The following is a 26,063-nucleotide window of genomic DNA, read 5'->3' as shown; positions in this document are numbered from 1 at the left end:
GGCACTGCGACTTTTTTAGAAAACCTGTATGACCAGCGAAGAACTTCAAAAAATCATTGCCGCAGGCCTGCCCTGCGAACACCTCGACGTGTCCGGCGACGGCCGCCACTGGTATGCCACCATCGTTTCCAGCGTCTTTGAAGGCCAGCGCCTGATCCAGCGCCAGCAGCGCGTCTATGCCACGCTGGGCAACCGCATGCAGACCGACGAGGTGCATGCCCTGTCGATGAAAACCCTCACGCCCGCCGAATGGGCTGCCAAAAACGCGGCCTGAACGCATCGACCAAGAAGAACCTATGGACAAATTACGCATCAAGGGCGGCAAGTCGCTGGCCGGCACAGTGGATATTTCCGGCGCCAAGAATGCCGCGCTGCCTGAGCTGTGCGCCGCCCTGTTGACCGCCGACCCCGTGACGCTGCAAAACGTGCCCGGCCTGCAGGACGTGGCCACCATGCTCACGCTGATTCGCAACATGGGTGTGACCGCTGCGCGCGACGCGGACGTGCCGGGCACCGTGAGGCTTGATGCCGGTGCCTTGAGTTCCCCTGAAGCACCTTACGAGCTGGTCAAGACCATGCGCGCTTCGGTGCTCGCGCTGGGCCCGTTGCTGGCACGCTTTGGCGAGGCCACGGTGTCGCTGCCCGGCGGTTGCGCCATCGGCTCGCGGCCGGTGGACCAGCACATCAAGGGCCTGCAGGCCATGGGCGCCGAAATTAGCGTGGAGCACGGCTACATGCTGGCCAGGTTGCCCAAAGGCCAGACACGCCTGAAGGGCGCCAACATCACCACCGACATGGTGACCGTGACCGGGACTGAAAATTTCATGATGGCTGCCACGCTGGCTGAGGGCGAAACGATTCTTGAAAACGCGGCGCAGGAGCCCGAAATCGGCGACCTGGCCGAGATGCTGATCAAGATGGGCGCCCTTATCGAGGGCCACGGCACCCGCCGCATCCGCATTCAGGGCGTTGAGCGCCTGCATGGCTGCACCCACCAGGTGGTGGCCGACCGCATCGAGACCGGCACCTTTTTGTGTGCCGTGGCCGCTGCGGGTGGCGATGTGGTGTTGCGCCATGGCCGTGCTGACCATCTGGAGGTGGTCATTGAAAAACTGCGCGAGGCAGGTGCCAGCATCACCGCCGGTGAGGGCTTTATCCGCATCCAGGCCCAGGGCCGGCTCAAGGCCCAGTCCTTTCGCACCACCGAATACCCCGGTTTTCCGACCGACATGCAGGCGCAGTTCATGGCGCTCAACGCCATTGCGCACGGCACCAGCACCGTGACCGAGACGATTTTTGAAAACCGCTTCATGCACGTCAATGAAATGATGCGCCTGGGCGCCAAGATCCAGATCGAAGGCAAGGTCGCCGTCATTGAAGGCGTTGAAAAACTCTCGGGTGCCGCCGTCATGGCGACCGACTTGCGCGCCTCTGCCAGCCTGGTGATTGCCGGCCTGGTGGCCGAAGGCGAAACCCTGGTTGAGCGCATCTACCACCTGGACCGGGGCTATGACCAGATGGAAACGAAATTGCGCGCTATTGGCGCCGACATTGAACGGGTCAAGTCATGATCACCCTTGCCCTCTCCAAAGGCCGCATCTTCGACGACATCCTGCCGCTGCTCAAATCCGCCGGTATCGAGGTGCTCGACGACCCCGAAAAGTCGCGCAAGCTGATCCTGGATACCAACCAGCCAGACCTGCGCGTGGTGCTGGTGCGTGCCACCGACGTGCCGACCTATGTGCAGTACGGCGGCGCCGACATCGGCGTGGTCGGCAAGGACACCTTGCTGGAGTCAGGCAGCGACGGTTTGTACCAGCCGCTGGACCTGCAGATTGCCAAATGCCGCATCAGCGTGGCTGTGCGCGAAGGCTTTGATTACGCAGCCGCTGTGAAGCAGGGCTCGCGCCTGAAAGTGGCAACCAAGTACGTGGCTATTTCCCGCGACTTTTTCGCGACCAAGGGCGTGCACGTTGACCTGATCAAGCTCTACGGCAGCATGGAGCTGGCGCCGCTGACCGGCCTGGCCGATGCGATTGTCGACCTGGTGTCGACCGGCAACACGCTCAAGGCCAACCACCTGGTAGAGGTTGAGCGCATCATGGACATCAGCTCGCACCTGGTAGTGAACCAGACCGCGCTCAAGCTCAAACAGGCGCCGATCCGCAAGCTGATTGATGCTTTTTCCCGGGCGGTCGCCCCTTAATTTGTCTTTATTGTCTTTACCAGGAATGCTATGAACTTAGTAGCTAATCCCGCCCGTCTTTCATGCGCTGATGCCGATTTTGAGGCTAAATTCAAGGCGCGGCTGCATTGGTCTGCCGATACCGACGCGGCGATCGAGGCGCGCGTGGCCGATATCCTGGCCGACGTGCAGCAGCGCGGCGACGCCGCCGTGCTGGAGTACACCGCGCGCTTTGACGGCTTGAACGTGGGTTCCATGGGTGAACTCGAACTCTCGCAGGCCGAACTCAAAGCCGCGTTTGAAGCGATTCCGCCCGCCCAGCGTGATGCGCTGCAGGCCGCTGCCCGGCGCGTGCGCAGCTATCACGAGGCGCAAAAAAAGGCCAACGGCGAAAGCTGGAGCTACCGCGACGAAGACGGCACGCTGCTGGGCCAAAAGGTCACGCCGCTGGACCGGGTCGGCATCTATGTGCCGGGCGGCAAGGCGGCTTACCCGTCGTCGGTGCTGATGAACGCGATTCCCGCCCATGTGGCCGGCGTCGGCGAAATCATCATGGTCGTGCCCACGCCCAAGGGTGAAAAAAACGCCCTGGTGCTGGCCGCCGCCTACGTGGCCGGCGTCACGCGCGCCTTCACCATTGGCGGGGCCCAGGCCGTGGCCGCGCTGGCCTACGGCACGGCCACCGTGCCCAAGGTCGACAAGATCACCGGCCCCGGCAACGCCTATGTGGCGAGCGCCAAAAAGCGCGTGTTCGGCACGGTCGGCATCGACATGATTGCCGGTCCGTCCGAGATTTTGGTGCTGGCTGACGGCACCACGCCCGCCGACTGGGTGGCGATGGACCTGTTCAGCCAGGCCGAGCACGACGAGCTGGCGCAAAGCATCCTGCTGTGCCCCGACGCCGCCTACATCGACGCCGTGCAGGAAGCCATCGACCGCCTGCTGCCAAGCATGCCGCGCGCCGCCATCATTGTCAGGTCGCTGAGCGACCGGGGCGCGCTGATTCACACACGCAGCATGGAAGAGGCCTGCGAGATCAGCAACCGCATCGCGCCCGAGCACCTGGAGGTCAGCAGCCGCGAGCCGCACCGCTGGGAGCCGCTGCTCAGGCACGCCGGCGCCATTTTCCTGGGCGCCTACACCAGCGAAAGCCTGGGCGACTACTGCGCTGGCCCCAACCATGTGCTGCCCACCAGCGGCACGGCGCGCTTTTCCAGCCCGCTTGGCGTGTATGACTTCCAGAAACGCTCCAGCCTGATCGAGGTCAGTGAAGCTGGCGCGCAGGTGCTGGGGAAAATCGCCGCTGAACTGGCCTATGGCGAAGGCCTGCAGGCCCACGCCCGCGCCGCCGAAATGCGCCTGCAGCCCGTCCCCGACATGAGAGCGAACTGATGACTGTCCTTGACCCCAAACTCAAAAAACTGATACGCCAGGACGTGCAATCCATGCATGCCTACGCGGTTCAGGACTCGGCCGGCATGGTCAAGCTCGATGCCATGGAAAATCCGCACCGCCTGCCCGCCGGTTTGCAGGCCCACCTGGGGCAGCGGCTGGGCGCCCTGGCGCTGAACCGCTACCCCGACGGCCGCGTCAATGACCTGCGCAAGGCCCTGGCCGACTATGCGCAGATGCCTGACGGCTTTGACATCATGCTGGGCAATGGCTCGGACGAACTGATCTCGCTGCTGGCCCTGGCCTGCGCGATGCCCGGCGCCTCCGTGCTGGCGCCGCTGCCGGGTTTTGTGATGTACGGCATGAGCGCGCAGCTGCAGGGCCTGAAGTTCATCGGCGTCGATCTGACGCCCGACTTCGAGCTCGACGAAGCGGCCATGCTGGCCGCTGTTCGCCTGCACAAGCCGTCCATCACCTACCTGGCCTACCCCAACAACCCCACAGCCAATCTGTGGGACGACGCGGTGATCGAGAAGATCATTGATGCCGTGGGCGCGCAGGGCGGACTGGTTGTGATGGACGAGGCCTACCAGCCGTTTTCGAGCAAGAGCTATATTGACCGCATCGCCAGGCACAGCCATGTGCTGCTCATGCGCACCCTGAGCAAGTTCGGGCTGGCTGGCGTGCGCCTGGGGTACCTGATGGGCCCGCACGCCCTGATCGCCGAAATTGACAAGGTGCGCCCACCCTACAACATCAGTGTGCTTGACTACGAGTGCGCCTTGTTTGCGCTGGAGCACCGCGAGGTGTTTGCCGAGCAGGCGCAAGACCTCATCGCCCAGCGCGCCTTGCTGATGGACGCGCTGAGCGCCATGAAAGGCGTCAAAGTCTGGAAAAGCGACGCCAACATGATCTTGCTGCGCGTGGCCGACGCGTCTAAAACCTTCGAAGGCATGCGCTTGCGCAAGGTGCTGGTAAAAAACGTTTCTAAAATGCATCCATTGCTGGCCAATTGTTTGCGCGTCACGGTGGGCACCGCCGAAGAAAACGCGCAAATGCTGGCAGCGCTTGAAGACTCCCTATGACCTTACAGACTCCTGCCCCTATTACCGCACCCCGCACTGCCGAAGTCTCGCGCAACACGGCCGAGACCAAAATCACCGTCAAGGTCAACCTGGACGGCACCGGCCAGTCCAAACTTTCCACCGGCATCGGCTTTTTTGACCACATGCTCGATCAGATTGCCCGCCACGGCCTGATTGACCTGGACATTCACGCCGAGGGCGACCTGCACATTGACGGCCACCACACGGTGGAAGACGTCGGCATCACGCTGGGCCAGGCGGTGGCCCAGGCCGTGGGTGACAAAAAGGGCCTGCGCCGTTATGGCCATGCCTATGTGCCGCTTGACGAGGCGCTGTCACGCGTGGTGGTCGACTTTTCGGGTCGGCCTGGCCTGGTCATGAACGTTCCCTTCAAGAGCAGCATGATTGGCACGTTTGACAGCCAGCTTGCCTACGAATTTTTTCAGGGGTTTGTGAACCATGCGTTTGTCACGCTGCACATCGACAACCTCAAGGGCGAGAACGCGCACCACCAGGCCGAAACGGTGTTCAAGGCTTTTGCCCGCGCCTTGCGCATGGCGCTGGAAATAGATCCGCGTTCTGTGGGTGTGATCCCGTCGACCAAAGGCTCGTTGTAGGCGGCTGGCAGTTTCTTGGTGATTTCAAGCATGTTTTATGGCTGCAGCCTAATAAGGCCATGTGCTTACAGCTATTAATTTTATAGCATTTATTTTTCTCTTACTTTTCTTTTTTGAATGTCCAACTTGAAAACAGTCGCGGTGCTTGACTATGGTTCGGGCAATCTTCGTTCGGTCTCGCAAGCGGTCCAGCATGTGGCGCAGGGCAGCGGCTACGAGGTCGTGGTCACGTCGCGCGCGCAGGACGTGTTCGATGCCGAGCGCGTGGTGTTGCCGGGCCAGGGTGCCATGCACGATTGCATGCGCGCACTCGCCGAATCGGGCCTGCAGGAAGCGGTGCTGCACGCCGCCGCCCACAAACCGCTGTTTGGCGTGTGCGTCGGCATGCAGATGCTGCTCGACAACAGCCACGAGGGGCTGGACGGCGCCGCAACGCCAGGCCTGGGCCTGATTCATGGCGAAGTCGTCAAGTTTGATTTGGCCGGCAAGCTGCAGCCCGATGGTAGCCGCTACAAGGTGCCGCAAATGGGCTGGAACCAGGTTTATCAGACCCGGCCTGTGCATCCGGTGTGGGCGGGCGTGCCTGACGGCGCGTATTTCTACTTTGTGCACAGCTTTTACGCCAAGCCGTCGGATGCACGCCACATTGCCGGCGAGGCCGACTACGGCGGGCGCTTTGCTGCCGCGATTGCGCGCGATAATATTTTTGCAACGCAGTTCCACCCTGAAAAAAGTGCTGATCATGGGCTGGTGCTGTACCGAAATTTCCTGCACTGGAATCCCTGAAGCCCCCTTCGCCGTCGATGCCGCCCGGCCCACCGGGCTCATTGCCTTGTTTTAACCCACTTTTCGCTTTCTCTTTACCTCAACATGCTACTCATCCCCGCGATTGACTTGAAAGACGGTCACTGCGTTCGCCTGATACAGGGCGACATGGATCAATCCACCATCTTCAGCGAAGACCCGGCCGCCATGGCGCGCAGCTGGGTCAACAAGGGCGCGCGCCGCCTGCATCTGGTGGACCTGAACGGCGCGTTTGCGGGCAAGCCCAAAAACGAGGCGGCGATCCGGCGCATCCTGGCGGAAGTGGGCAACGAAGTCGACGTGCAATTGGGCGGCGGCATTCGGGATCTGGACACCATTGAGCGTTACCTTGATGCCGGCCTGCGCTACGTCATCATCGGCACCGCTGCCGTGAAGAATCCCGGCTTTCTGCAGGACGCCTGCACCGCCTTTGGCGGCCACATCATCGTCGGGCTCGATGCCAAGGACGGCAAGGTGGCCACCGACGGCTGGAGCAAGCTGACCGGCCACGAAGTGGTCGACCTGGGCAAGAAATTCCAGGACTACGGTGTCGAGTCCATCATCTACACCGACATCGGCCGCGACGGCATGCTCAGCGGCATCAACATTGAAGCCACCGTCAGGCTGGCGCAGGCGCTGACGATTCCCGTCATCGCCTCGGGCGGGCTGTCCAACATGGCCGACATCGACGCGCTGTGCTCCGTGGAAGACGAGGGCGTTCAGGGCGTGATCTGCGGCCGCTCCATCTACAGCGGCGATCTCGACTTTGAAGCGGCGCAGACACGCGCTGATGAACTCAACGGCTAGAAATATGGCCCCCACGCTTGCCACTTCGTGTGCCGCGCTGCCCCCCGAGGGTGCTGGCCTTGCTTGGGGCGGCCCGGCGCGGCGGCCGTTGGCGTTCATGTTTTTTACCTTGGCCATTGTGCTGCCTCACCATGCTAGCTAAACGCATCATTCCCTGCCTCGACGTGACCGGCGGCCGGGTCGTCAAGGGCGTTAATTTCACCGAACTGCGCGATGCGGGCGACCCGGTTGAGATTGCCGCGCGTTACAACGACCAGGGCGCGGACGAGTTGACGTTTCTTGACATCACCGCCACCAGCGACGGGCGCGACCTGATCCTGCACATCATCGAAGCGGTGGCGTCACAGGTGTTCATTCCGCTCACCGTCGGCGGCGGGGTGCGCACGGTCGAGGACGTGCGCCGCCTGCTCAATGCCGGTGCGGATAAAACCAGTTTTAACTCGGCGGCGCTGGCCAATCCGCAGGTGATTGAAGACGCGTCGGCCAAGTACGGCGCGCAGTGCATCGTGGTGGCGATTGACGCCAAGCGCCGCAGCGCAGAAGACGCCCTGGCGCGCGGCGCTGGCTGGGATGTGTACAGCCATGGCGGACGCAAGAACACCGGCCTTGATGCCGTGGCTTGGGCCACCGAAATGGCGCGGCGCGGCGCGGGTGAGATATTGCTGACCAGCATGGACCGCGATGGCACCAAGTCGGGCTTTGACCTGGCGCTGACCCGTGCGGTGAGCGACGCGGTCAGTGTGCCCGTGATTGCCTCGGGCGGTGTTGGCAACCTGGCGCATCTGGCCGACGGCATCCAGATTGGCGGTGCCGATGCGGTGCTGGCGGCCAGCATCTTTCACTACGGCGAGTACACCGTGCAGCAGGCCAAGCAGTACATGGCCGAACGCGGCATTCCGGTTCGCCTCTGAAGTTCAAGCGTTTCAGGGGGGTATTAGCCCTGTCAGGTGGTTTTGTTTGCTATAAATACAAGAGCAATTTACTTCCATTTCCAAGGCGCCTGGACTGTGCAATATCAGCCAGCCGCAATCGTCGACAATAGCTTCCATGAATTGGTTAGAAACTGTCCGTTGGGACGACAAGGGCCTGGTCCCGGTGATTGCGCAGGAAGCCGCCAGCGGCGACGTGCTGATGTTTGCCTGGATGAACCGCGAGGCGCTGCAAAAAACTGCCGAGCTGGGTCAGGCGGTCTACTTCAGCCGCTCGCGCGGACGCCTGTGGCACAAGGGCGAGGAGTCGGGTCACACCCAGGTCGTGCATGAAATCCGGCTCGACTGCGACAACGACGTGGTGCTGCTCAAGGTGACCCAATTAGGCCACGAGCCGGGGATTGCCTGCCACACTGGCCGCCACAGCTGCTTTTTCAGCCTCTACCAGGACGGCCAGTGGGTCGTCACCGAGCCGGTCTTGAAAGACCCTGCCAGCATCTACAAATAACCGGGATCGAAGCGAACATGTCCTCCAACGATACCCTCCAGCGCCTGGCGCAGACCATTGAAGGCCGCATGCCGGCCCACGGCGGCGACCCTGAAAAAAGCTATGTGGCGCGCCTGCTGCACAAGGGGCCGGATGCCTTCCTGAAGAAAATCGGCGAAGAAGCGACCGAAACCGTGATGGCCGCCAAGGATCTCGACTACGGCGGCACCACGGCCGAACTCAAGGCCAAGCTGGTCGGCGAGGTGGCTGATCTGTGGTTTCACAGCCTGATTGCGCTGGTTCACTACGGTTTGACGCCCGCTGACGTGATGGCCGAGTTGGAGCGCCGCGAAGGCACCAGCGGGATTGAAGAAAAGGCGCTGCGCAAGGCGCAACACCGCGAAGCGCACGAGAAGGCCTGATCCATGAACAACGAATTGATCGACAGGGATGGCCGCAATCCCAATGACCGCACTGTGATGCATGTGCTGTACGGCCTGCACACCCTGGCCTGGTTCAGCGGCGGCGTGTTTGCGGTGATCGCGCTCATCGTCAACTACATCCGGCGTGCCGACGAGTCCGATTCGCTGTACATCGCGCACCACGGCTACATGATCCGTACCTTCTGGTGGACCTTGCTGTGGCTGGTGCTGCTGTCGCCGTTGTGGCTGCTGCTGGTCATGCCGGGTGCCATCGCCTACGGGATTGTATGGCTCTGGTACTTGTACCGCTGCGTGCGGGGCTGGATGCGCTTTAACAGCCAGCGCCTGCCCTGATCAGCCTTATTCCGCCTTTGACAACCGAACGATCCTGAACCAGCGCATGAACCATCCTGCCAACTGTATTTTTTGCAAAATCGCCGCAGGGACCGTTCCCAGCCGCAAGGTGTACGAGGACGACGAACTGTTTGCGTTTCACGACCTCCACCCTTGGGCGCCTGTGCATTTCCTGCTCATTCCCAAGGCGCATATCCCGTCGATGGCGCAGGTGGGGCTTGAGCATGCGGCGCTGCTGGGGCGCATGATGGTGCTGGCGCCCCAACTGGCACTGGAGCAGGGTTGCAAGCCCTACCCGGAAGGCGGTTTTCGCCTCGTGAGCAATACCGGCGCCGAAGGCGGGCAGGAAGTGCATCACCTGCATTTTCATGTGATCGGCGGTCCGAGGCCGTGGCTGAAGGGCTGACGAGGATTTTTTTGAGTCACTGCGGGAACCCCCGGGGTCGGCAAGGTACTAATATTTACTGGAAGACTTAAGGGTGTGGCGGTCTTTGGCCCGCATCTGACTTGTCAGGCCCTTAGAATCACTTTAATTTCGTGCAAACCTGCAATTACATATTAGGAGCAAAACATGGGTGGACTTTCCATTTGGCACTGGTTGATCGTGCTGCTGATCGTGGTGATGGTGTTCGGCACCAAAAAACTCAAAAACATGGGCGGCGACTTGGGCAGCGCTGTCAAGGGCTTTAAAGACGGCATGAAAGAAGGCGGGTCATCTGCCGACGACCAGCCAGCCACACCTGCGAGCCAGGTGACCAATGCCCAGGCCGCCGACAAAGCGGACAAGACCACGATTGACGTTGAAGCCCGGCAAAAGTCCTGATCAGGGACAACATGCCGCTTGTGCTGACACTTTGTCTGATTGATCTGCCGTGATTGACCTCGGCATTTCCAAAATTGCGCTGATTGGCGCTGTAGCCCTGATCGTGATCGGTCCGGAAAAGCTGCCGCGTCTGGCGCGCACCGTGGGCACCTTGCTGGGCAAGGCGCAACGTTACGTGGCCGACGTCAAGCAGGAAGTCAACCGCTCCATGGAGCTCGACGAGCTTAAAAAGATGAAGGACAGCGTCGAGGGTGCGGCCCGCGAGGTCGAGCAATCGATCCAGACCAACGCCAGTGACTTTGAAAAATCGTGGTCCGATGCCACAGGCATGGCCAGCGGTGACGAGCTGCCTGGCATGGTGTCGTTTCCCGAATACAAGCACCCGAAAAAGAAGTGGCGGCTCAAGCAGGGCGCTACGCCGCGCTGGTACAAGGCCCGCTCGGGCGTACGCACCAGCGCGCAGTCTGGCGCCGCACGCGTAGCGCGCTTTCGCCCGCAGCCGGGCCGCCATGCCTGACTTTCATTCCTGATCTTCTTTTGTTTGCGTGCCTGCCGGCGCAACCTATCCAGCGCGAACCTTCCTCATGAGTGATCCCCAGACCGACAAGCCCGACGAACTCGCGGGCACCGAACAACCCTTTGTGCAGCACCTGGTGGAGTTGCGCGACCGGATGATCAAGGCGGTGATTGCGATTGGCGTCGCAGCGGCCGTGCTGGCGCTGTTCCCCGGTCCGGGCGCGCTGTACGACCTGATGGCGGCGCCTCTGGTGGCTTCCCTGCCCAAGGGCGCCACGTTGATCGCCACGAACGTTATATCGCCGTTCGTGGTGCCGATCAAGATCATGTTCATGGCAGCCTTCATGATTGCGCTGCCGGTGGTGCTTTACCAGGTGTGGGCCTTCATTGCGCCCGGTCTTTATTCGCACGAGAAAAAACTGGTCATGCCGCTGGTGGTGTCCAGCACCCTGCTGTTTTTTGCCGGCGTCGCCTTTTGCTATTACTTTGTATTTGGCCAGGTGTTCAAGTTCATCCAGAGCTTTGCGCCCAAGTCAATCACTGCCGCGCCAGACATTGAGGAATACCTTAACTTCGTGCTGGGCATGTTCCTGGCGTTCGGCCTGGCGTTCGAGGTGCCGATCGCGGTGATCCTGCTGGTTCGCATGGGCATCCTCACGGTCGCCCAGCTGCGCCAGTACCGCGGCTATTTCTGGGTGATCGCCGCCGTGGCCACGGCGCTGGTCACGCCACCCGATGCGGGTTCGATGATCATGCTGCTTGCCGTGGTGGGCGGGCTGTACGAGGTCGGCATTTGGGCTGCACTGCTGTTTGTCAAGCAAACCAAGACGCCTGAGGCCGAGAGCGAAACCAGCAACTCCTGATTGCCCGAGGTTTGCGCGCTTAAAGCGCGCGGCGGTGTTCCTTCGGCTCTGATTATTGGTAACTTGCTGCGTTGGTTCAATGAAGCCGGGCGCTGCAGGCTATTGGGCAGAGTGCAATCCAGTGCCCCGGCCGGACGCAGACCCGCCCGTTTACGCAGGGGGGCAGGATTTATCCATTCGCCTGCAGGCCGCAGCGTTAACGCTGCGGCGCCCGTGGTCGCTGGCGTGTGCCGGGCGTCACGGCCACCTCGCTCTGGCTGTCCTTGCGCAGCACCGTCAGGGGTGCGGGTGTGCCGGGTTTGAGGGCTGCCACTGCTGTCAGCAACTGGCTCACATTGCGCACCGGTTTGCCGTTGACCGCGGTGATGACGTCGCCAGGCCGGATGCCGGCTTTGGCGGCCGGTCCGTCTTGGAGTACGCCGGTGATGATGACCCCGCCCGTTTTTGCGGCGACCGGGTCCAGACCAAAAGTCGCGGCCAGTTCAGGATTCAGGTCTTGCGGCTCGACACCAATCCAGCCACGCGTGACCTGACCGTCCTTCACGATGCTCTCCAGCACCTGCTTGGCGGTGGACACCGGAATGGCAAAGCCGATGCCCATGGAGCCGCCCGAGCGCGAGTAAATCGCAGTGTTGATGCCCATCAGGTTGCCATTGATGTCGACCAGTGCGCCCCCCGAGTTGCCGGGGTTGATGGCTGCATCGGTCTGGATGAAGTTCTCGAAGGTGTTGATGCCCAGCTGGTTGCGTCCCAGCGCGCTCACGATGCCGCTGGTCACGGTCTGGCCCACGCCAAACGGGTTGCCAATCGCCAGCACAGGGTCGCCGACTTGCAGGGAATTGGAGTCTCCCAGCACGATGACAGGCAAGTTGTCCAGATCGATCTTGAGGATGGCCAGATCGGTGTCCGGGTCGGTGCCAATGACCTTGGCCCTGGCTTTGCGGGTGTCGTTGAGAATGACTTCAATCTCGTCTGCGCCTTCCACCACATGGTTGTTGGTCAGGATATAGCCAGAGGCGCTGATGATGACGCCGCTGCCCAGGCCGGCCTGTGGCTGGCCGGAGCCCTGGTCTCCGAAGAAAAACTTGAACCATGGGTCTTCGGTCTGCGGATTTGGCAGCGCTGCCTTGCTGGTGTTGATGCTGACCACTGCCGCTGAGGCCTGTTTCGCGGCTGCGGCGAAGCTGCCGGTCGGGCGCACGCCAGGCGACAGGCCGCTCTGCGGGGCTTCAATCACGGATACGCCGCCCAAGGTGGCGCCTTTGTTCAGCCACGCCGGCTTGAGCGTGGCGACCACAAAATAAGCCGCCAGCACAATGGTGACGGTCTGGGAAAACAGGAGCCAGTAGCGCTTCATGGATAAATGAGGGGTGAACAGAGTCAAAAGGGCAGGGGGGGGCTTTGCTGGCCGGGCCTGTCGGGCCCTGGCGCGCAACAAAGCATATTGTCCCTCACACGCTGGCCAAGCGGCTTGCGTTTGATCATGAGCCGCCGGATGGTGTGTGTATGCGGCAGCTGACAGCCCGGGACTGAGACAATCAAGGCATGAGTACCACCCGACAGGATTTGCTGCAAGCGTTTGATGCGCTGTTGCAGCCCGCGCGCTTCAAGGACTATGGCCCCAATGGCCTGCAGGTGGAGGGGCGCCTGCCGATTCAGAAAATCGTCTCGGGCGTCACCGCCAGCCGTGCGCTGATAGAGGCCGCCATCGAAGCGCGCGCCGATGCCATTTTTGTGCATCACGGCCTGTTCTGGCGCGGCCAGGACGGCTGCGTCACGGGCTGGATGAAGCAGCGCCTGGCCCTGTTGCTGGCCCATGATATCAACCTGTTTGCCTACCACCTGCCGCTTGATGCGCATCCCCAATGGGGCAACAACGCGCAATTGGGTCTGCAACTCGGTCTGCAGGCCAGCGCGCGTTTCGGCGAACAGGATCTGGGATTCATGGGCGCACGGGCAGACGGCAGCAGCTTTGCAAGCGCTTCGGCATTGGCTGTCCACGTGGAAAATGTATTAAAAAGGTCTGTAGTGCAAGTGGGGAAAGCGCAAGGAGCTATTGAAAATATAGCGTGGTGCAGTGGCGGGGCGCAAGGCTACTTTGAATCTGCGATTGCCGCAGGCGCCGACGCCTTCATCACCGGTGAAATTTCCGAGCCGCAGGCGCACTATGCGCGCGAGATGGGCGTGGCCTTCATCGCTTGCGGCCACCATGCGTCGGAGCGCTATGGCGCGCCAGCGGTCGCGTCGCAGGTGGCGGCGCAATTCGGACTCGACCACCAATTCATCGACATTGACAACCCAGCATGAAAAAATCCATTCTTGTCACCATGGGTGATGCCGCTGGCATTGGCCCTGAAATCATCGCCAAGGCGTTTCGCGATTCGCCGGCCGATATGGCAGGCTGCATCGTCGTTGGTGATGTGGCCACATTACGCCGAGCTGCCGCATTGACAGCGGCCTCAGGAACCCTCGCGTGGCCGGTGGCGCAACTCGATAGCCTGAGCGGAGCGCCCGGCGTGCCCCCGCGTTGCATTCCGGTGCTGCAAAAATGTGAGCTGCTTGCACCCCCACCATTTGGGCTGGTGAGTGCTTTGGCTGGAAAGGCAGCGGCCGAGTGCATTGTCTGGGCGGCCCGCGCGGCGCTGGCAGGCGAAGCAGCCGCCATGGTGACCGCGCCCATCCACAAGGAGGCTCTCGCGGCAGCCGGCGGGTGGGCTGCCGGCTTTCCGGGCCATACCGAAATGTTGCAGGCCGAAGCCGCCGCATTTTTGGGCCGACCCGTGCGTCAGGTGCCGGTGCGCATGATGCTGGCCAACGACGAGTTGAAGACCGTGCTGGTCAGCATTCATATGTCGCTGCGCAACGCGATTGAAGCCGTGACGTTTGACAACGTGCTGCAAACCCTGCGTATCACCCACGCCGCTGTGAGTGCCAGCTTGGGGCGTGCGCCGCGTATCGCCGTGGCGGGACTGAATCCGCATGCCGGGGAGGGGGGCCTGTTTGGCACCGAGGAGCAGACTGTCATCGCGCCGGCCCTGGCTGCGGCCCGGGCCGAGGGCCTCGATGTGCATGGCCCTTTTGCACCGGACACCGTTTTCATGCGGGCGCGGAACGCACCCGGCAAAGTTGGCGAGTTCGACGTGGTGGTCGCCATGTACCACGACCAGGGCCTGATTCCGGTGAAATACCTGGGGGTGGAGCAGGGCGTCAACGTCACGCTCGGGTTGCCGCTGGTGCGTACCAGCCCGGACCATGGTACGGCGTTTGACATCGCCGGAACGGCCCAGGCGGATGCCTCCAGCCTGGTCGCCGCCGTGCGCATGGCGCGCCGACTGGCTGCCTGAAATCAAGGGGGAATGGCTTTTTCGCAAGAGCTGAGGGTGCTGCCCGCTATCTTGTGAAATGTGTCCGTTCCCCGGGCGCCCCGGATTCCTATTTCTTCAGGCTGTCGCGGATCTCGCGCAGCAGCAGGATGTCTTCGGCCAGTGGTGCTGGTGCGGCCACTTCCTGTCGTTTGAGCCGGTTGATCTGCTTGACCATCAGGAAAATGATGAACGCCAAAATGGCAAAGTTGACCGCAACCGTGATGAAACTGCCGTAGGCCAGCACCGGGACGCCCGCCGTTTTCAGCGCGTCCAGTGTCATGGCGGTGCCCGGTGGCACCGTGCCCAGCACCACAAACAAGTTGGAGAAATCGAGTTGGCCGACCAGTGCGCCGATGACGGGCATGATCAGATCGCTCACGATTGAGGTGACGATTTTTCCGAAGGCCGCGCCAATGATCACGCCCACCGCCAGGTCAATGACATTGCCCTTGACCGCAAATTCCTTGAATTCCTGCATCATTCCCATGTGAATCTCCTGTTGTTGTCGCGTAATTGTCAAGGCGATTCCCGATTTTCGCGCCTTGTGAGGACCCGATTATCAGGCCTCGCGCTGCTTTTGGAGGGGGCGCATGCCTGGTCTAAGCCTCTGCGTATGCGCTAGCGCAAAGGCCTGAACCCGGTCGCTGCCTGGCACCTGAATCCTGACTGCCGCCTTGGAAAACGGCGTCGGGCTCCGCTACAATCGCGGGTTGATCCCACTAAGCCTTTTTCAAGCCAGTTCTTGAAGGACTCACATGACCCAAGCAAGCGAAGCAAGCGTAAACGGTGTGCCGAACGGTGCGCCCATGGATAAAAATAAAAGAAACTGGATTGTGGCTACCTGTGCCGTAGGTGGCGCTGGCGTTGCTGCGGTTGCCGTGCCTTTCGTCAGTACTTTTCAGCCTTCAGAAAAAGCCAAGGCAACCGGCGCTGCGGTCGAAGTTGATATCTCCGGCATCAAGCCTGGCGAGAAAATAACCGTTGAATGGCGCGGCAAGCCGGTATGGATTGTCAAGCGAACGCCTGAGCAATTGGCTACATTGCCTAAAAATGACGCTTTGCTGGCTGACCCGAAGTCCGAACGCAAGCTGCCCGACTGGACGCCTGCCTACGCCCTCAACGAAAACCGTTCCATCAAGCCCGAAACCCTGGTGGTGGTGGGTATCTGCCCGCATCTGGGTTGCTCGCCTTCCGAAAAGTTCCAGCCCGGTGCCCAGCCTTCGCTGCCTGACGACTGGACTGGTGGTTTTCTCTGCCCTTGCCATGGTTCGACCTTCGACATGGCCGGTCGCGTCTTCAAAAACAAGCCCTCGCCCGACAATCTGGAAGTGCCTCCGCACATGTACCTGTCAGATTCAAGACTGCTGATTGGCGAAGACAAGCAAGCCTGAAGGCGCGCCAATGTCTGAAAAAGACCCTGTAGCCAGCGTCAAAGAACCCGCGTCGCTATCCTAAATAGCCGACGTTAAAGAACTCACCGAACCAGGATCAGTCATGGCTGAATTCAAAGAAATTTCCCCCGATGCCCCCTTCGCTGACAAAGCGATGACTTGGGTGGACAACCGCTTTCCGGCCAGCAAGCTCTTCCGGGATCACATGAGCGAGTACTACGCGCCGAAGAACTTCAACTTCTGGTACATTTTTGGCTCGTTGGCGATGCTGGTGCTGGTGATCCAGATCACCACGGGTATTTTCCTGACGATGCATTACAAGCCTGATGCCGCGCTGGCATTCGCTTCGGTCGAGTACATCATGCGCGACGTGCCGTGGGGATGGCTGATCCGCTACATGCACTCCACCGGTGCCTCCGCCTTCTTTGTGGTGGTCTATCTTCACATGTTCCGGGGCCTGATCTACGGCAGTTACCGCAAGCCGCGCGAGCTGATCTGGATTTTTGGCTGCGCCATTTTCCTGTGCCTGATGGCCGAAGCCTTCATGGGTTACCTCTTGCCGTGGGGCCAGATGAGCTACTGGGGCGCCCAAGTGATCGTTAACCTGTTTGCTGCCATCCCTTTTATCGGTCCTGACCTGGCGCTGCTGATTCGCGGTGACTATGTGGTCGGTGATGCGACGCTGAACCGCTTTTTTGCTTTCCACGTGATCGCTGTGCCGCTGGTACTGCTGGGGCTGGTGGCCGCGCACATCATCGCGCTGCATGAAGTCGGCTCCAACAACCCTGATGGCGTTGAGATCAAGGGCCCGAATGCCCCGCGCGACGCCAAAGGCCATCCGCTGGACGGCATTCCTTTCCATCCTTACTACACGGTGCATGACATTTTTGGCGTGAGCGTGTTTCTGATGATCTTCACGGCCATCATTTTCTTCGCGCCCGAGTTTGGTGGTTACTTCCTCGAGTACAACAACTTCATTCCCGCCGACCCGCTGCAAACGCCGCTGCACATTGCTCCGGTCTGGTATTTCACGCCCTACTACTCCATGCTCCGTGCCATCACGGGCGAGATGATGTATGCACTGATTGCCTGCGTGCTGGCGGGTGCGGTGCTTGGTGTTGTCAAGGCGAAAATCGCCAATTTGTTCAAGCTGATCATCGTGGGCGCGGCTGTCGTGGTGGTCGGTGCCATGCTCCTGATTGATGCCAAGTTCTGGGGCGTGGTTGTCATGGGCGGTGCTGTGGTGATTCTGTTTTTCCTGCCCTGGCTGGACAACAGTGAAGTCAAGTCGATCCGTTACCGTCCAAGCTGGAACAAGGTCCTGTATGGCATTTTCGTGATCAACTTCTTTGTGCTGGGCTACCTTGGCGTGCAACCACCCTCGGCGATTGGCGAGCGTGTGTCGCAAGTCGGTACGCTGTTCTACTTCGGCTTCTTCCTGTTGATGCCTTGGTGGAGTCGAATCGGCACCTTCAAGCCGGTTCCTGATCGTGTCACATTTGCTGCCCACTGAGTTTAAAGAGACTTGCAACCATGAAAAAATTGATTCTCTCCCTCATCATGGCACTCGGCTTGGTGACTGGTGCGCAGGCCGCAGGTGGTGGACTTGCCTGGGACAAAGCGCCCAACAAAACCAACGACATGGCGGCCCTGCAAAACGGCGCAAAACTGTTTGTCAACTACTGCCTGAGCTGCCACTCGGCAGCGTTCATGCGTTTTAACCGTCTCCAAGATATCGGCCTGACCGAGCGACAGATCAAGGACAATCTGCTTTTCACCACCGACAAGGTCGGGGAAACCATGAAGGCTGCGATTGATCCAAAGCAGGCCAAAGACTGGTTTGGTGCCAATCCGCCCGACCTGACCGTGATTGCACGGTCACGTTCCGGCGCTGGCGGCACTGGTGCAGATTACCTCTACACCTACATGCGCACCTTTTACCGTGACGACACCAAGGCTACCGGCTGGAATAACCTGGCGTTTCCCAACATCGCCATGCCGCACGTGCTGTGGGAGTTGCAAGGTGAGCGCAAACCGGTCTACTTTGAGAAGGAAGAGCACGGTCACAAGGTATCCATCTTGAAGGGCTGGCAGCAAGTGACGCCCGGCACCATGACGCCGTTGCAGTACGACCAGGCCATCGGTGATCTGGTCGGTTATCTTCAGTGGATGGGTGAGCCCGCCCAAAATTCACGTGTGCGCGTGGGTGTCTGGGTGCTGATTTTCCTTCTTTGCTTGAGCTTTGTTGCCTGGCGCCTGAATGCGGCGTTCTGGAAAGACGTCAAGTAAATTTTTTCGTCGTTTAGTGTGCCGCGGGTGTGCCCAGGTGCGCATCGGCACCTTCGGAGTGGAGGGGCCCAAGGTTTGATTCTTGGCCTCCACTCTTTTGCTTTCAGGAGTTCCGAATCATGATGGTCCTTTATTCAGGTACAACCTGCCCCTTTTCCCACCGCTGCCGTTTTGTGCTGTTTGAAAAGGGCATGGATTTCGAAATCCGTGATGTGGATCTATACAACAAGCCGGAAGACATCAATGTGATGAATCCCTATGGCCAGGTGCCTATCCTGGTCGAGCGGGACCTGATTCTGTACGAGTCGAACATCATCAACGAATACATCGACGAGCGTTTTCCGCATCCGCAACTGATGCCCGGCGACCCGGTTGATCGTGCGCGCGTTCGCCTGTTCCTGCTAAACTTCGAAAAAGAGCTGTTCGTTCACGTCAACGCGCTGGAGTCCCGCGCTGCCAAGGGCAATGAAAAAGCCCTCGAAAAGTCCCGCGCGCACATCCGTGACCGCCTGACGCAGTTGGCGCCGATTTTCCTGAAGAACAAGTTTATGCTGGGCGACAATTTCTCGATGCTGGACGTGGCGATTGCACCGTTGCTGTGGCGCCTGGACTACTACGGTATCGATCTGTCCAAAAATGCCGCTCCGCTGCTGAAGTATGCCGAGCGCATTTTTTCGCGCCCTGCATACATTGAAGCGCTGACGCCTTCCGAAAAGGTCATGCGCAAGTAATTGCCGTATTCAACTAACGGATCAAACAGTTTTGGCTGAATTCATGAACGCGCCGGACGCCACATCGACGCGCCCGTACCTGATACGGGCTCTGCACGAGTGGTGCACTGACAACGGCTTCACGCCTTACATCGCCGTGGCGGTGGACGACACCGTGCAGGTGCCGCGCGAGTATGTGAAGAACAACGAGATTGTGCTGAATATCGGTTTTGACGCGACCAGTTCGCTGCAGCTCGGCAACGAGTTCATCGAGTTCAAGGCGCGTTTTGCAGGCAGTGGACGGGAAATCATGGTTCCGGTCACGCATGTGATTGCCATCTATGCCCGCGAAAATGGGCAGGGCATGTCCTTTCCCATGATGCTGCCCGCGGCCGCTTCTTTGAAGGGCGTCGATGCAGGCTCGACCGCGCCATTGGCCTCAGACGCGGGTATGGCGTCGTTTGGCAATTCTGCAGCGGATGCGCCTGAAGCCAAGATCATGCAGCTGGTGCCTGAAAGCGCCGCAAGTTCCGATGAGGAGGGCCCTGATTTGCCGGAGCCTCCCACATCACCGCCACGCACGCGGCCCGCACTCACCCGCGTCAAGTAGAATCAGCGATTAAGTTTGTGCCGCTTTAGCTCAGTTGGTAGAGCAACCGCCTTGTAAGCGGTAGGTCGTCAGTTCGATTCCGACAAGCGGCACCATTTTTTCTTGATTTCAACAGATTCCGCATTGCAACTGCACCTGGTGGGTGCCAGTTGCCCCAAATGCAGGCATAAAAGCAGGTCAGGCCAGGAACGCGTACTGCTGTTTTGCACCGCTCTGGCCTTAGGCTCATCTCTTGGCTATTAGTAGCTTCAGCCGAATTGAGGTAACCTTCCACCCTTTGCTCAGCAAGCGCGCCTGAATCAATGGGATCAGCTGTCGAACTTTTGCGGCGGCGGCGTTACCGCTCACCAGCAAGCACCAGCTTTCGCCATCGATAGGTCCGGCTTTGACGGCAGGGCGCAGGGCAGCGGGCAACAGTGACTCTATGGCCTTGAGCCTGTCGTTGGATTCCCGAACCAATTCGGTAAGCCGAGCCAGGGACGGGGCATTTCCAGCGGCTTGATGGATGCTTAAAGCCTCGGGGAGGCGCCGGAATGTATTCACAGTGAGCTGGATTTGGCCAACGGAGCGCAGGCTTTAAAAGAGGTAGACATGTGCAATTGATTATCACGGATGCGTGGCTGGCCAAAAGCCGGGCTATCTACCTGAGCGGTACCCGGCTGGTGGTTGCGGGAATGCTATTCGCATTGGCGCTCATGCTGGTCTCTGCAGGCCTTTATCACTGGGTATTTCTAAAGGGCGCGCGTGAAGGCTGGCCAGTGATTGGCGCATTGGTCAAGTTGGTGGTCAAGGATGAGTTTGACCAGCGCGACCGGTTTCTTCGCGAGAATCTTGATGCGATGGCCAGGCGGGTCGGTGAAATGCAGGCCAAGCTCATACAGATGGAATCACTGGGTGAGCGTGTATCGGGGCTGGCGGGCGTCAATCCGCCTGATCTCAAGCGCTTGCCAGGGAGCGGTGGTGCGCTAGTGTCCGTACGTACTGTGACGATGAAGGAGCTCCAGGACACGCTGTCCGATATGGATAAATTGACCGACCAGCGGGTTGATTTGCTGACCGTGATGGAGTCACGGCTTTTTGACGAAAAGATTAAAAAAATGCTGGTGCCGACCCAGGAGCCAGTCGCGGGGGGCAGCCTCGGATCTGCGTTTGGCTGGCGCATTGATCCGCTCAATGGGCGCTCTGCCTTGCATACAGGGCTGGATTTCCCTTCGGAGCCCGGTACCGCCATTCTCGCTGCGGCGGGTGGCGTGGTCGTGACGCAGGAATACCATACTGCCTATGGCAACATGGTGGAAGTCGATCACGGCAATGAGTTGCTCACGCGCTATGCCCATGCTTCCCGGGTGATGGTTAAAAAGGGTGATCTGGTCAAACGTGGCCAAAAAATTGCCGAAGTGGGCAACACAGGACGTTCAACCGGCCCTCACCTGCATTTCGAGGTACTGGTCCAAGGTGTATTTCAGGATCCGCAGAAGTTCCTGACGGCTGGGCAACAAATGCCCAAGACCCCGGTTGCAGTGTCTGCCTTGAGGCCGCCTTCAGGATCTGCCCTGCAGCAGGTCCGTGCTGACTGAGGCCTTTTGCCAGGTAATTCGCGTTTGCCCACTCGGGTGCCTGCCCCCCACCTTTGCTGTTTTGGGGGTAAAGGTTGCCAGGTCTCGGGCAGAGTTAAACTCAACGGGTTTGCACACAGTTGAACTAACTGATGGCGCCCACATTTAAGTTCCGTACTCAACAAGGGATTTCAGCCGTATTGCCAGCTCTCGGAGCGGGCAATACGGCCTCGTATTTATGGCTTCTAATATCCTGACCAAAATTTTCGGCAGTCGCAATGACCGGCTGCTCAAAACCTACCGCAAAACCGTAGAAAAAATCAATGCACTGGAAACCGATTACGAGAAGCTTGACGATGACCAGTTGCGCGCGAAAACCCAGGCGTTCAAGGACCGGGTAAGCGCGGGCGAGTCGCTCGACGCCATTCTCCCTGAAGCCTTTGCAGTGGTTCGGGAAGGCAGCAAACGCATCATGAAGATGCGTCACTTTGATGTCCAGATGCTGGGCGGAATGTCTCTGCACAACGGCAAGATTTCGGAAATGGGGACGGGCGAAGGTAAAACCCTCACCGCGACCCTTCCTGTTTACCTCAATGCACTGACCGGCAAGGGCGTGCACGTCGTGACGGTCAATGATTACCTCGCAAGCCGTGATGCCCGCTGGATGGGCAAGCTCTACAACTTCCTGGGCTTGAGCGTGGGGATCAATCTGCCCAACATGTCGCGCGAGGAAAAGCAGGCTGCCTACCAATCCGACATTACCTACGGCACCAACAACGAGTATGGTTTTGACTACCTGCGCGACAACATGGTGTATGAAGTCGCCGACCGCGTGCAGCGGGGGCTGAACTTTGCCATCGTCGATGAGGTGGACTCGATTCTGATCGATGAGGCCCGTACGCCGCTCATCATCAGCGGCCAGGCGGAAGACCACACCGAGATGTACATCGCGATGAACAAGGTCGTGCCTCTACTGAAGCTGCAGGAGGGTGAAGCCGATCCACGCACCGGAGAGGGCGTGACAACACCGGGCGACTACACCATTGATGAAAAAACGCACCAGGTGTTCCTGACCGAGCAGGGTCACGAAAATGCCGAACGCCTGCTGTTCAATCTGGGGCTGATTGCAGAAGGGGCCACGCTCTACGATCCGGCCAACATTTCGCTGATGCACCATCTGTATGCGGCCCTTCGCGGTAATCTGCTCTACCACCGTGACCAGCACTATGTGGTGCAGGATGGCGAGGTCGTGATTGTTGACGAGTTCACCGGCCGCCTGATGTCGGGCCGCCGCTGGAGCGATGGCCTGCATCAGGCCGTCGAGGCCAAGGAAGGGGTGCAGATTCAGGCTGAAAACCAGACCTTGGCTTCGATCACTTTCCAGAACTATTTCCGCCTCTATGCCAAATTGGCCGGTATGACAGGAACAGCGGACACCGAAGCTTACGAGTTCCAGGAAATCTACGGACTGGAAACCAGCGTCATTCCACCTAACCGGATCAGCCAGCGCGAAGACCAGTTGGATCGTGTCTACAAGACCACGCGCGAAAAGTACGAGGCGGCGATCAAGGACATCCGCGAATGCTACGAACGAGGCCAGCCGGTGCTGGTGGGGACCACCTCGATCGAGAACTCCGAGATCATTGACCAGTTGCTGGAGAAGGAAAATCTGCCGCATCAGGTGCTCAATGCCAAGCAGCATGCGCGCGAGGCGGACATCGTGGCGCAGGCCGGGCGCCCAAAGATGATCACCATTGCCACCAACATGGCGGGGCGCGGCACCGACATTGTGCTCGGCGGCAACGTTGAAAAGCTGATCGAAGCGCTTGACGCCGACGAGTCGCTCGATCCCGCTGCCAAAGAAGCCGAAGCAACCCGTTTGCGTGCGCAATGGGCCAAGGAGCACGAGCAGGTCAAGGCGCTGGGTGGATTGCGCATTATTGCGACCGAACGCCACGAGTCGCGACGTATCGACAACCAGCTCCGAGGCCGTTCGGGCCGCCAGGGTGACCCCGGCTCGTCGCGCTTTTACCTGAGCCTGGATGACCCGTTGATGCGCATTTTTGCGGGTGACCGCGTCAAGTCCATCATGGACAGGCTCAAGATGCCGGATGGCGAGGCCATCGAGGCGGGCATTGTGTCGCGCAGCATCGAATCAGCCCAGCGCAAGGTGGAAGCGCGCAACTTTGACATTCGCAAGCAGTTGCTCGAATACGATGATGTGTCTAACGACCAGCGCAAGGTGATTTACCAGCAACGTAACGACATCATGGATGCCAGCAGCCTGGAGGGGCAAATCGCGTCCCTGCGCGAAGGCTGCTTTACGGACTTGACGCGGCAATATGTGCCCGCCGAGAGTGTGGAAGAGCAGTGGGATGTGGCAGGCCTTGAAAAAGTGCTGCGTGACGAGTGGCAGATCGAGATTCCCCTGCGCCAGGAGCTTGAGACGGCGACTGCCATTACCGATGACGACGTCGTCGAGAAGGTGCTTGCGGCCGCCAATGCTGCATTTGCGGAAAAGCTTGAAAAAATTGGTGAGGAAAATTTCACCCAGTTTGAACGCGTTGTACTGCTCCAAAGCATAGACAGCCACTGGCGCGAACACCTCAGCGCGCTGGACTATTTGCGTCAGGGTATTCACTTGCGCGGCTATGCGCAAAAGCAGCCCAAGCAGGAATACAAGCGCGAAGCTTTTGAATTGTTTGGCCAGTTGCTCGACAGCGTTAAAAACGACGTCACCAAGGTGCTGATGACCGTCAAAGTCCAACCCGGGGAGGCACTGGATCAGGTCGCTGAAGAAATGGAAAGCCGGGCCGAGAACATCGCCAACATTACGTACACGGCACCAACCGAAACCGGTGAGATCGAAACGCGGCTGGACGAAGCGTCGCAAAGGCGAGTCGAGGCCATGCCGGGCGGTGTCGTTCCGCGGGTGGGCCGCAACGAGCCTTGCCCTTGTGGTTCGGGCAATAAATATAAAAATTGTCACGGCAGGCTGAACTGAGCCCGCCGGGCTTGCGTCTGCGCTAGCTTACTCATCCCTGGTTTTCTGGAGTCAAGAACATGCCTGTCAATCTGCTTGCTACGCCTGCGGCGGACCTCTACCCTGTGCCTGGCGCGCGCTGGGGTATCACGGAAGCGGGGATACGCAAGGCGGACCGCAAAGACCTGGCCGTGTTGCTGCTGGACGAGGGTGCGTCCGTAGGGGCTGTTTTCACGCAAAACAGGTTTTGTGCAGCACCCGTACAAATTTGCCGTGCGCACATGGCCAGGAATGCAGGTCAAAGCCACGGCATTCGTGCGATGTTGATCAACACCGGCAACGCCAACGCGGGCACCGGCGACGAGGGCTTGAGCCGCGCGCAGGCCTGCTGCATCGCGCTGGCCCGCGCACTCAATCTTTCGCCCGAGCAAGTCCTGCCGTTCTCCACTGGTGTGATCATGGAGCCCTTGCCCCATGATCGCATCGTGGCCGGGCTTGCGGCCGCGCTGGCGGATGCCAGGCCAGACAACTGGGCCCAGGCGGCCGAGGCCATCATGACCACGGACACGGTGGCCAAGGCATTTTCAACCCGCATGACGCTGGGCGGCGCTACCGTCACCATTACTGGCATCAGCAAGGGCGCCGGCATGATCCGGCCCAATATGGCCACCATGCTGGGTTTCCTGGCAACTGATGCGTGTGTTTCCCCGTCGCTCATGAATCAACTGGCCAGGGAGCTGGCAGAAGGTTCTTTCAATCGCGTCACCATCGATGGCGACACGTCCACCAACGACTCTTTTGTGGTCGTTGCCACCAACAAGGCCCAACATGCCCCGGTGACTTCACTGGACAGCACGGACGGACAGGTGTTGCGCGCCGCCATGATGGCGATCGCAAAAAAACTGGCGCAGGCGATTGTGCGGGATGGCGAAGGTGCCACCAAGTTCATCACTGTGCAGGTCGAAGGCGGAAAAACCGGGGAGGAATGCCGCAAGGTGGCCTATGCGATCGCCCATTCACCGCTGGTCAAAACGGCATTTTTCGCCAGTGACCCGAACCTGGGTCGCATTCTGGCCGCTGTCGGCTACGCGGGCATTGACGATCTGGATCAGACCAAAATAGATTTGTACCTCGACGAGGTGCTGGTGGCCAAAAACGGTGGCCGGCATGTCGACTATCTGGAGGCCGACGGGCAGCGCGTCATGAAGCAACGTGAAATCACGGTGCGTGTGGTGCTCGGTCGGGGAGAGGTCGCCGATACGGTCTGGACTTGCGACTTGTCTTACGACTATGTGAAGATTAACGCCGACTACCGAAGCTAAGCATGAACGAGCAGTTTGAACGCCTGATGGGGCGCATCGAATCCCTGATGACGCGGATCGAGTCCGTCTTGCCGCAACCCTTGTCGGCCCCGGACTGGACGGCATCCGTCGCTTATCGTTATCGCAAGCGTAGTTCTGGTCATGGTGCGCTGGAGCCGGTCAGGCATCTGGGCGTCATGCGCCTGACCGACCTGAAAGAGATCGACGACCAGAAAGAAAAGATCCAGCGCAACACCGAGCAGTTTGTCAGCGGCAAGCCGGCCAACAACGTCTTGTTGACCGGCTCGCGCGGTACCGGCAAATCGTCCCTGATCAAGGCCTGCCTGAATGAATATTCAATCCGGGGCTTGCGGCTGATTGAAGTCGACAAGGCGGACCTCACGGATTTGCCGGACATTGTGGAGGTGGTTTCCGGATTGCCCGAGAAATTTATTGTTTTTTGCGATGACCTCAGCTTTGAAGAAGGCGAGCCCGGCTACAAGGCCCTTAAGTCCATTTTGGATGGCTCGATTGCTGCTGCGACGCCGAACGTGCTGGTCTACGCCACCAGCAA

30 protein-coding genes and 1 tRNA gene are annotated in these 26,063 nt (G+C 59.8%); 28 read left to right on the top strand and 3 right to left on the bottom strand.

Features of this window, described 5'->3' with window-relative positions:
- The first annotated feature begins 28 nt into the window (after positions 1–28).
- From IV091_RS07725 to tatC, 16 genes are all read left to right on the top strand, one after another.
- Positions 29–274, top strand: coding sequence for a BolA family protein (locus IV091_RS07725; RefSeq protein WP_293467240.1), 246 nt, complete (start codon positions 29–31; stop codon positions 272–274).
- A 22-nt stretch (positions 275–296) separates the two neighbouring features.
- Positions 297–1,571, top strand: coding sequence for a UDP-N-acetylglucosamine 1-carboxyvinyltransferase (gene murA, locus IV091_RS07720; RefSeq protein ID WP_293467237.1), 1,275 nt, complete (start codon positions 297–299; stop codon positions 1,569–1,571).
- Complete coding sequence (gene hisG / locus IV091_RS07715; RefSeq protein WP_293467235.1) at positions 1,568–2,206, top strand: ATP phosphoribosyltransferase; 639 nt, start codon at positions 1,568–1,570, stop codon at positions 2,204–2,206. Before murA ends, hisG begins: the two co-directional genes overlap by 4 nt.
- A 30-nt stretch (positions 2,207–2,236) precedes the next feature.
- The gene (gene hisD / locus IV091_RS07710) at positions 2,237–3,577 is read left to right on the top strand and encodes a histidinol dehydrogenase (RefSeq protein WP_293467233.1); all 1,341 of its coding nucleotides are present in this window, start codon (positions 2,237–2,239) and stop codon (positions 3,575–3,577) included.
- Positions 3,577–4,662 (top strand): histidinol-phosphate transaminase, encoded by a 1,086-nt coding sequence (gene hisC, locus IV091_RS07705; RefSeq protein WP_293467231.1) that lies wholly within the window; start codon positions 3,577–3,579, stop codon positions 4,660–4,662. The genes hisD and hisC overlap by 1 nt, the downstream gene beginning before the upstream one ends.
- On the top strand, positions 4,659–5,279 hold the full coding sequence (gene hisB, locus IV091_RS07700) for an imidazoleglycerol-phosphate dehydratase HisB (RefSeq protein WP_293467229.1): 621 nt from the start codon (positions 4,659–4,661) through the stop codon (positions 5,277–5,279). Before hisC ends, hisB begins: the two co-directional genes overlap by 4 nt.
- 117 nt (positions 5,280–5,396) lie before the next feature.
- Positions 5,397–6,065 (top strand): imidazole glycerol phosphate synthase subunit HisH, encoded by a 669-nt coding sequence (gene hisH / locus IV091_RS07695; protein ID WP_293467227.1) that lies wholly within the window; start codon positions 5,397–5,399, stop codon positions 6,063–6,065.
- A gap of 84 nt (positions 6,066–6,149) precedes the next feature.
- Positions 6,150–6,890 carry a 1-(5-phosphoribosyl)-5-[(5-phosphoribosylamino)methylideneamino]imidazole-4-carboxamide isomerase gene (gene hisA, locus IV091_RS07690; protein ID WP_293467225.1) on the top strand — a complete coding sequence of 247 codons (741 nt, stop codon included), beginning with the start codon at positions 6,150–6,152 and terminating at the stop codon, positions 6,888–6,890.
- A gap of 131 nt (positions 6,891–7,021) precedes the next feature.
- Positions 7,022–7,801, top strand: coding sequence for an imidazole glycerol phosphate synthase subunit HisF (gene hisF / locus IV091_RS07685; RefSeq protein ID WP_293467223.1), 780 nt, complete (start codon positions 7,022–7,024; stop codon positions 7,799–7,801).
- A gap of 136 nt (positions 7,802–7,937) precedes the next feature.
- A complete protein-coding gene (hisI, locus tag IV091_RS07680) occupies positions 7,938–8,327 on the top strand; it encodes a phosphoribosyl-AMP cyclohydrolase (RefSeq protein ID WP_293467221.1) in 390 nt (129 codons plus the stop codon).
- A gap of 17 nt (positions 8,328–8,344) precedes the next feature.
- A complete protein-coding gene (locus IV091_RS07675; protein ID WP_293467219.1) occupies positions 8,345–8,728 on the top strand; it encodes a phosphoribosyl-ATP diphosphatase in 384 nt (127 codons plus the stop codon).
- 3 nt (positions 8,729–8,731) lie between these two features.
- Positions 8,732–9,082 (top strand): hypothetical protein, encoded by a 351-nt coding sequence (locus IV091_RS07670; RefSeq protein ID WP_293467217.1) that lies wholly within the window; start codon positions 8,732–8,734, stop codon positions 9,080–9,082.
- Between the two features lie 46 nt (positions 9,083–9,128).
- On the top strand, positions 9,129–9,488 hold the full coding sequence (locus IV091_RS07665) for a histidine triad nucleotide-binding protein (protein WP_293467215.1): 360 nt from the start codon (positions 9,129–9,131) through the stop codon (positions 9,486–9,488).
- Between the two features lie 165 nt (positions 9,489–9,653).
- Complete coding sequence (gene tatA / locus IV091_RS07660; protein ID WP_293467213.1) at positions 9,654–9,905, top strand: Sec-independent protein translocase subunit TatA; 252 nt, start codon at positions 9,654–9,656, stop codon at positions 9,903–9,905.
- Positions 9,906–9,954: 49 nt separating this feature from the next.
- A complete protein-coding gene (gene tatB / locus IV091_RS07655) occupies positions 9,955–10,422 on the top strand; it encodes a Sec-independent protein translocase protein TatB (RefSeq protein ID WP_293467211.1) in 468 nt (155 codons plus the stop codon).
- 67 nt (positions 10,423–10,489) lie between these two features.
- Positions 10,490–11,284, top strand: coding sequence for a twin-arginine translocase subunit TatC (tatC, locus tag IV091_RS07650; RefSeq protein WP_293467208.1), 795 nt, complete (start codon positions 10,490–10,492; stop codon positions 11,282–11,284).
- 196 nt (positions 11,285–11,480) lie between these two features.
- Here tatC and IV091_RS07645 read toward each other — a convergent pair whose 3' ends face one another.
- Positions 11,481–12,641 carry a Do family serine endopeptidase gene (locus IV091_RS07645; protein WP_293467206.1) on the bottom strand — a complete coding sequence of 387 codons (1,161 nt, stop codon included), beginning with the start codon at positions 12,639–12,641 and terminating at the stop codon, positions 11,481–11,483.
- Between the two features lie 188 nt (positions 12,642–12,829).
- On the opposite strand from IV091_RS07645, the gene IV091_RS07640 reads away from it, so the two are divergent.
- Both IV091_RS07640 and pdxA read left to right on the top strand, forming a co-directional pair.
- Entirely contained in the window at positions 12,830–13,591 is a 762-nt protein-coding gene (locus tag IV091_RS07640) for a Nif3-like dinuclear metal center hexameric protein (protein ID WP_293467204.1), read from the top strand.
- On the top strand, positions 13,588–14,628 hold the full coding sequence (pdxA, locus tag IV091_RS07635; protein WP_293467202.1) for a 4-hydroxythreonine-4-phosphate dehydrogenase PdxA: 1,041 nt from the start codon (positions 13,588–13,590) through the stop codon (positions 14,626–14,628). Before IV091_RS07640 ends, pdxA begins: the two co-directional genes overlap by 4 nt.
- Before the next feature lie 88 nt (positions 14,629–14,716).
- Here pdxA and mscL read toward each other — a convergent pair whose 3' ends face one another.
- The gene (gene mscL / locus IV091_RS07630) at positions 14,717–15,136 is read right to left on the bottom strand and encodes a large conductance mechanosensitive channel protein MscL (protein ID WP_293467200.1); all 420 of its coding nucleotides are present in this window, start codon (positions 15,134–15,136) and stop codon (positions 14,717–14,719) included.
- Positions 15,137–15,404: 268 nt separating this feature from the next.
- On the opposite strand from mscL, the gene petA reads away from it, so the two are divergent.
- The 6 genes from petA to IV091_RS07600 all read left to right on the top strand — a co-directional run bounded on the left by petA (position 15,405) and on the right by IV091_RS07600 (position 19,744).
- Positions 15,405–16,040: a ubiquinol-cytochrome c reductase iron-sulfur subunit gene (petA, locus tag IV091_RS07625; RefSeq protein WP_293467198.1), complete on the top strand. Its 636-nt coding sequence runs from the start codon at positions 15,405–15,407 to the stop codon at positions 16,038–16,040.
- A 103-nt stretch (positions 16,041–16,143) separates the two neighbouring features.
- Positions 16,144–17,553 (top strand): cytochrome bc complex cytochrome b subunit, encoded by a 1,410-nt coding sequence (locus IV091_RS07620; protein ID WP_293467196.1) that lies wholly within the window; start codon positions 16,144–16,146, stop codon positions 17,551–17,553.
- Between the two features lie 20 nt (positions 17,554–17,573).
- A complete protein-coding gene (locus IV091_RS07615; protein WP_293467193.1) occupies positions 17,574–18,329 on the top strand; it encodes a cytochrome c1 in 756 nt (251 codons plus the stop codon).
- 119 nt (positions 18,330–18,448) lie between these two features.
- Positions 18,449–19,060, top strand: a complete 612-nt coding sequence (locus tag IV091_RS07610) for a glutathione S-transferase N-terminal domain-containing protein (RefSeq protein WP_293467191.1) — start codon at positions 18,449–18,451, stop codon at positions 19,058–19,060.
- 43 nt (positions 19,061–19,103) lie between these two features.
- A complete protein-coding gene (locus tag IV091_RS07605; protein WP_293467189.1) occupies positions 19,104–19,649 on the top strand; it encodes a ClpXP protease specificity-enhancing factor in 546 nt (181 codons plus the stop codon).
- Positions 19,650–19,668: 19 nt separating this feature from the next.
- Positions 19,669–19,744: transfer RNA gene (locus IV091_RS07600), tRNA-Thr, on the top strand.
- 130 nt (positions 19,745–19,874) lie between these two features.
- On the opposite strand, the gene IV091_RS07595 is transcribed toward IV091_RS07600, so the two are convergent.
- On the bottom strand, positions 19,875–20,192 hold the full coding sequence (locus IV091_RS07595) for a hypothetical protein (protein ID WP_293467187.1): 318 nt from the start codon (positions 20,190–20,192) through the stop codon (positions 19,875–19,877).
- A 50-nt stretch (positions 20,193–20,242) separates the two neighbouring features.
- Between IV091_RS07595 and IV091_RS07590 the strand changes: the two genes are divergently transcribed.
- From IV091_RS07590 to IV091_RS07575, 4 genes are all read left to right on the top strand, one after another.
- Positions 20,243–21,226, top strand: coding sequence for a M23 family metallopeptidase (locus IV091_RS07590; RefSeq protein WP_293467185.1), 984 nt, complete (start codon positions 20,243–20,245; stop codon positions 21,224–21,226).
- Positions 21,227–21,443: 217 nt separating this feature from the next.
- Positions 21,444–24,209, top strand: coding sequence for a preprotein translocase subunit SecA (gene secA, locus IV091_RS07585; RefSeq protein WP_293467183.1), 2,766 nt, complete (start codon positions 21,444–21,446; stop codon positions 24,207–24,209).
- A 59-nt stretch (positions 24,210–24,268) separates the two neighbouring features.
- Entirely contained in the window at positions 24,269–25,510 is a 1,242-nt protein-coding gene (gene argJ, locus IV091_RS07580) for a bifunctional glutamate N-acetyltransferase/amino-acid acetyltransferase ArgJ (protein WP_293467181.1), read from the top strand.
- Between the two features lie 2 nt (positions 25,511–25,512).
- Positions 25,513–26,063 (top strand): DUF815 domain-containing protein (locus IV091_RS07575; RefSeq protein ID WP_293467178.1); only part of this gene is annotated, 551 nt, incomplete at its 3' end.

Source organism: Polaromonas sp., assembly GCF_018780625.1.
GTDB lineage: Bacteria > Pseudomonadota > Gammaproteobacteria > Burkholderiales > Burkholderiaceae_C > Polaromonas.
The sequence above is the reverse complement of the archived record's forward strand: the minus strand, read 5'-3'. Positions and strand labels throughout refer to the sequence as shown.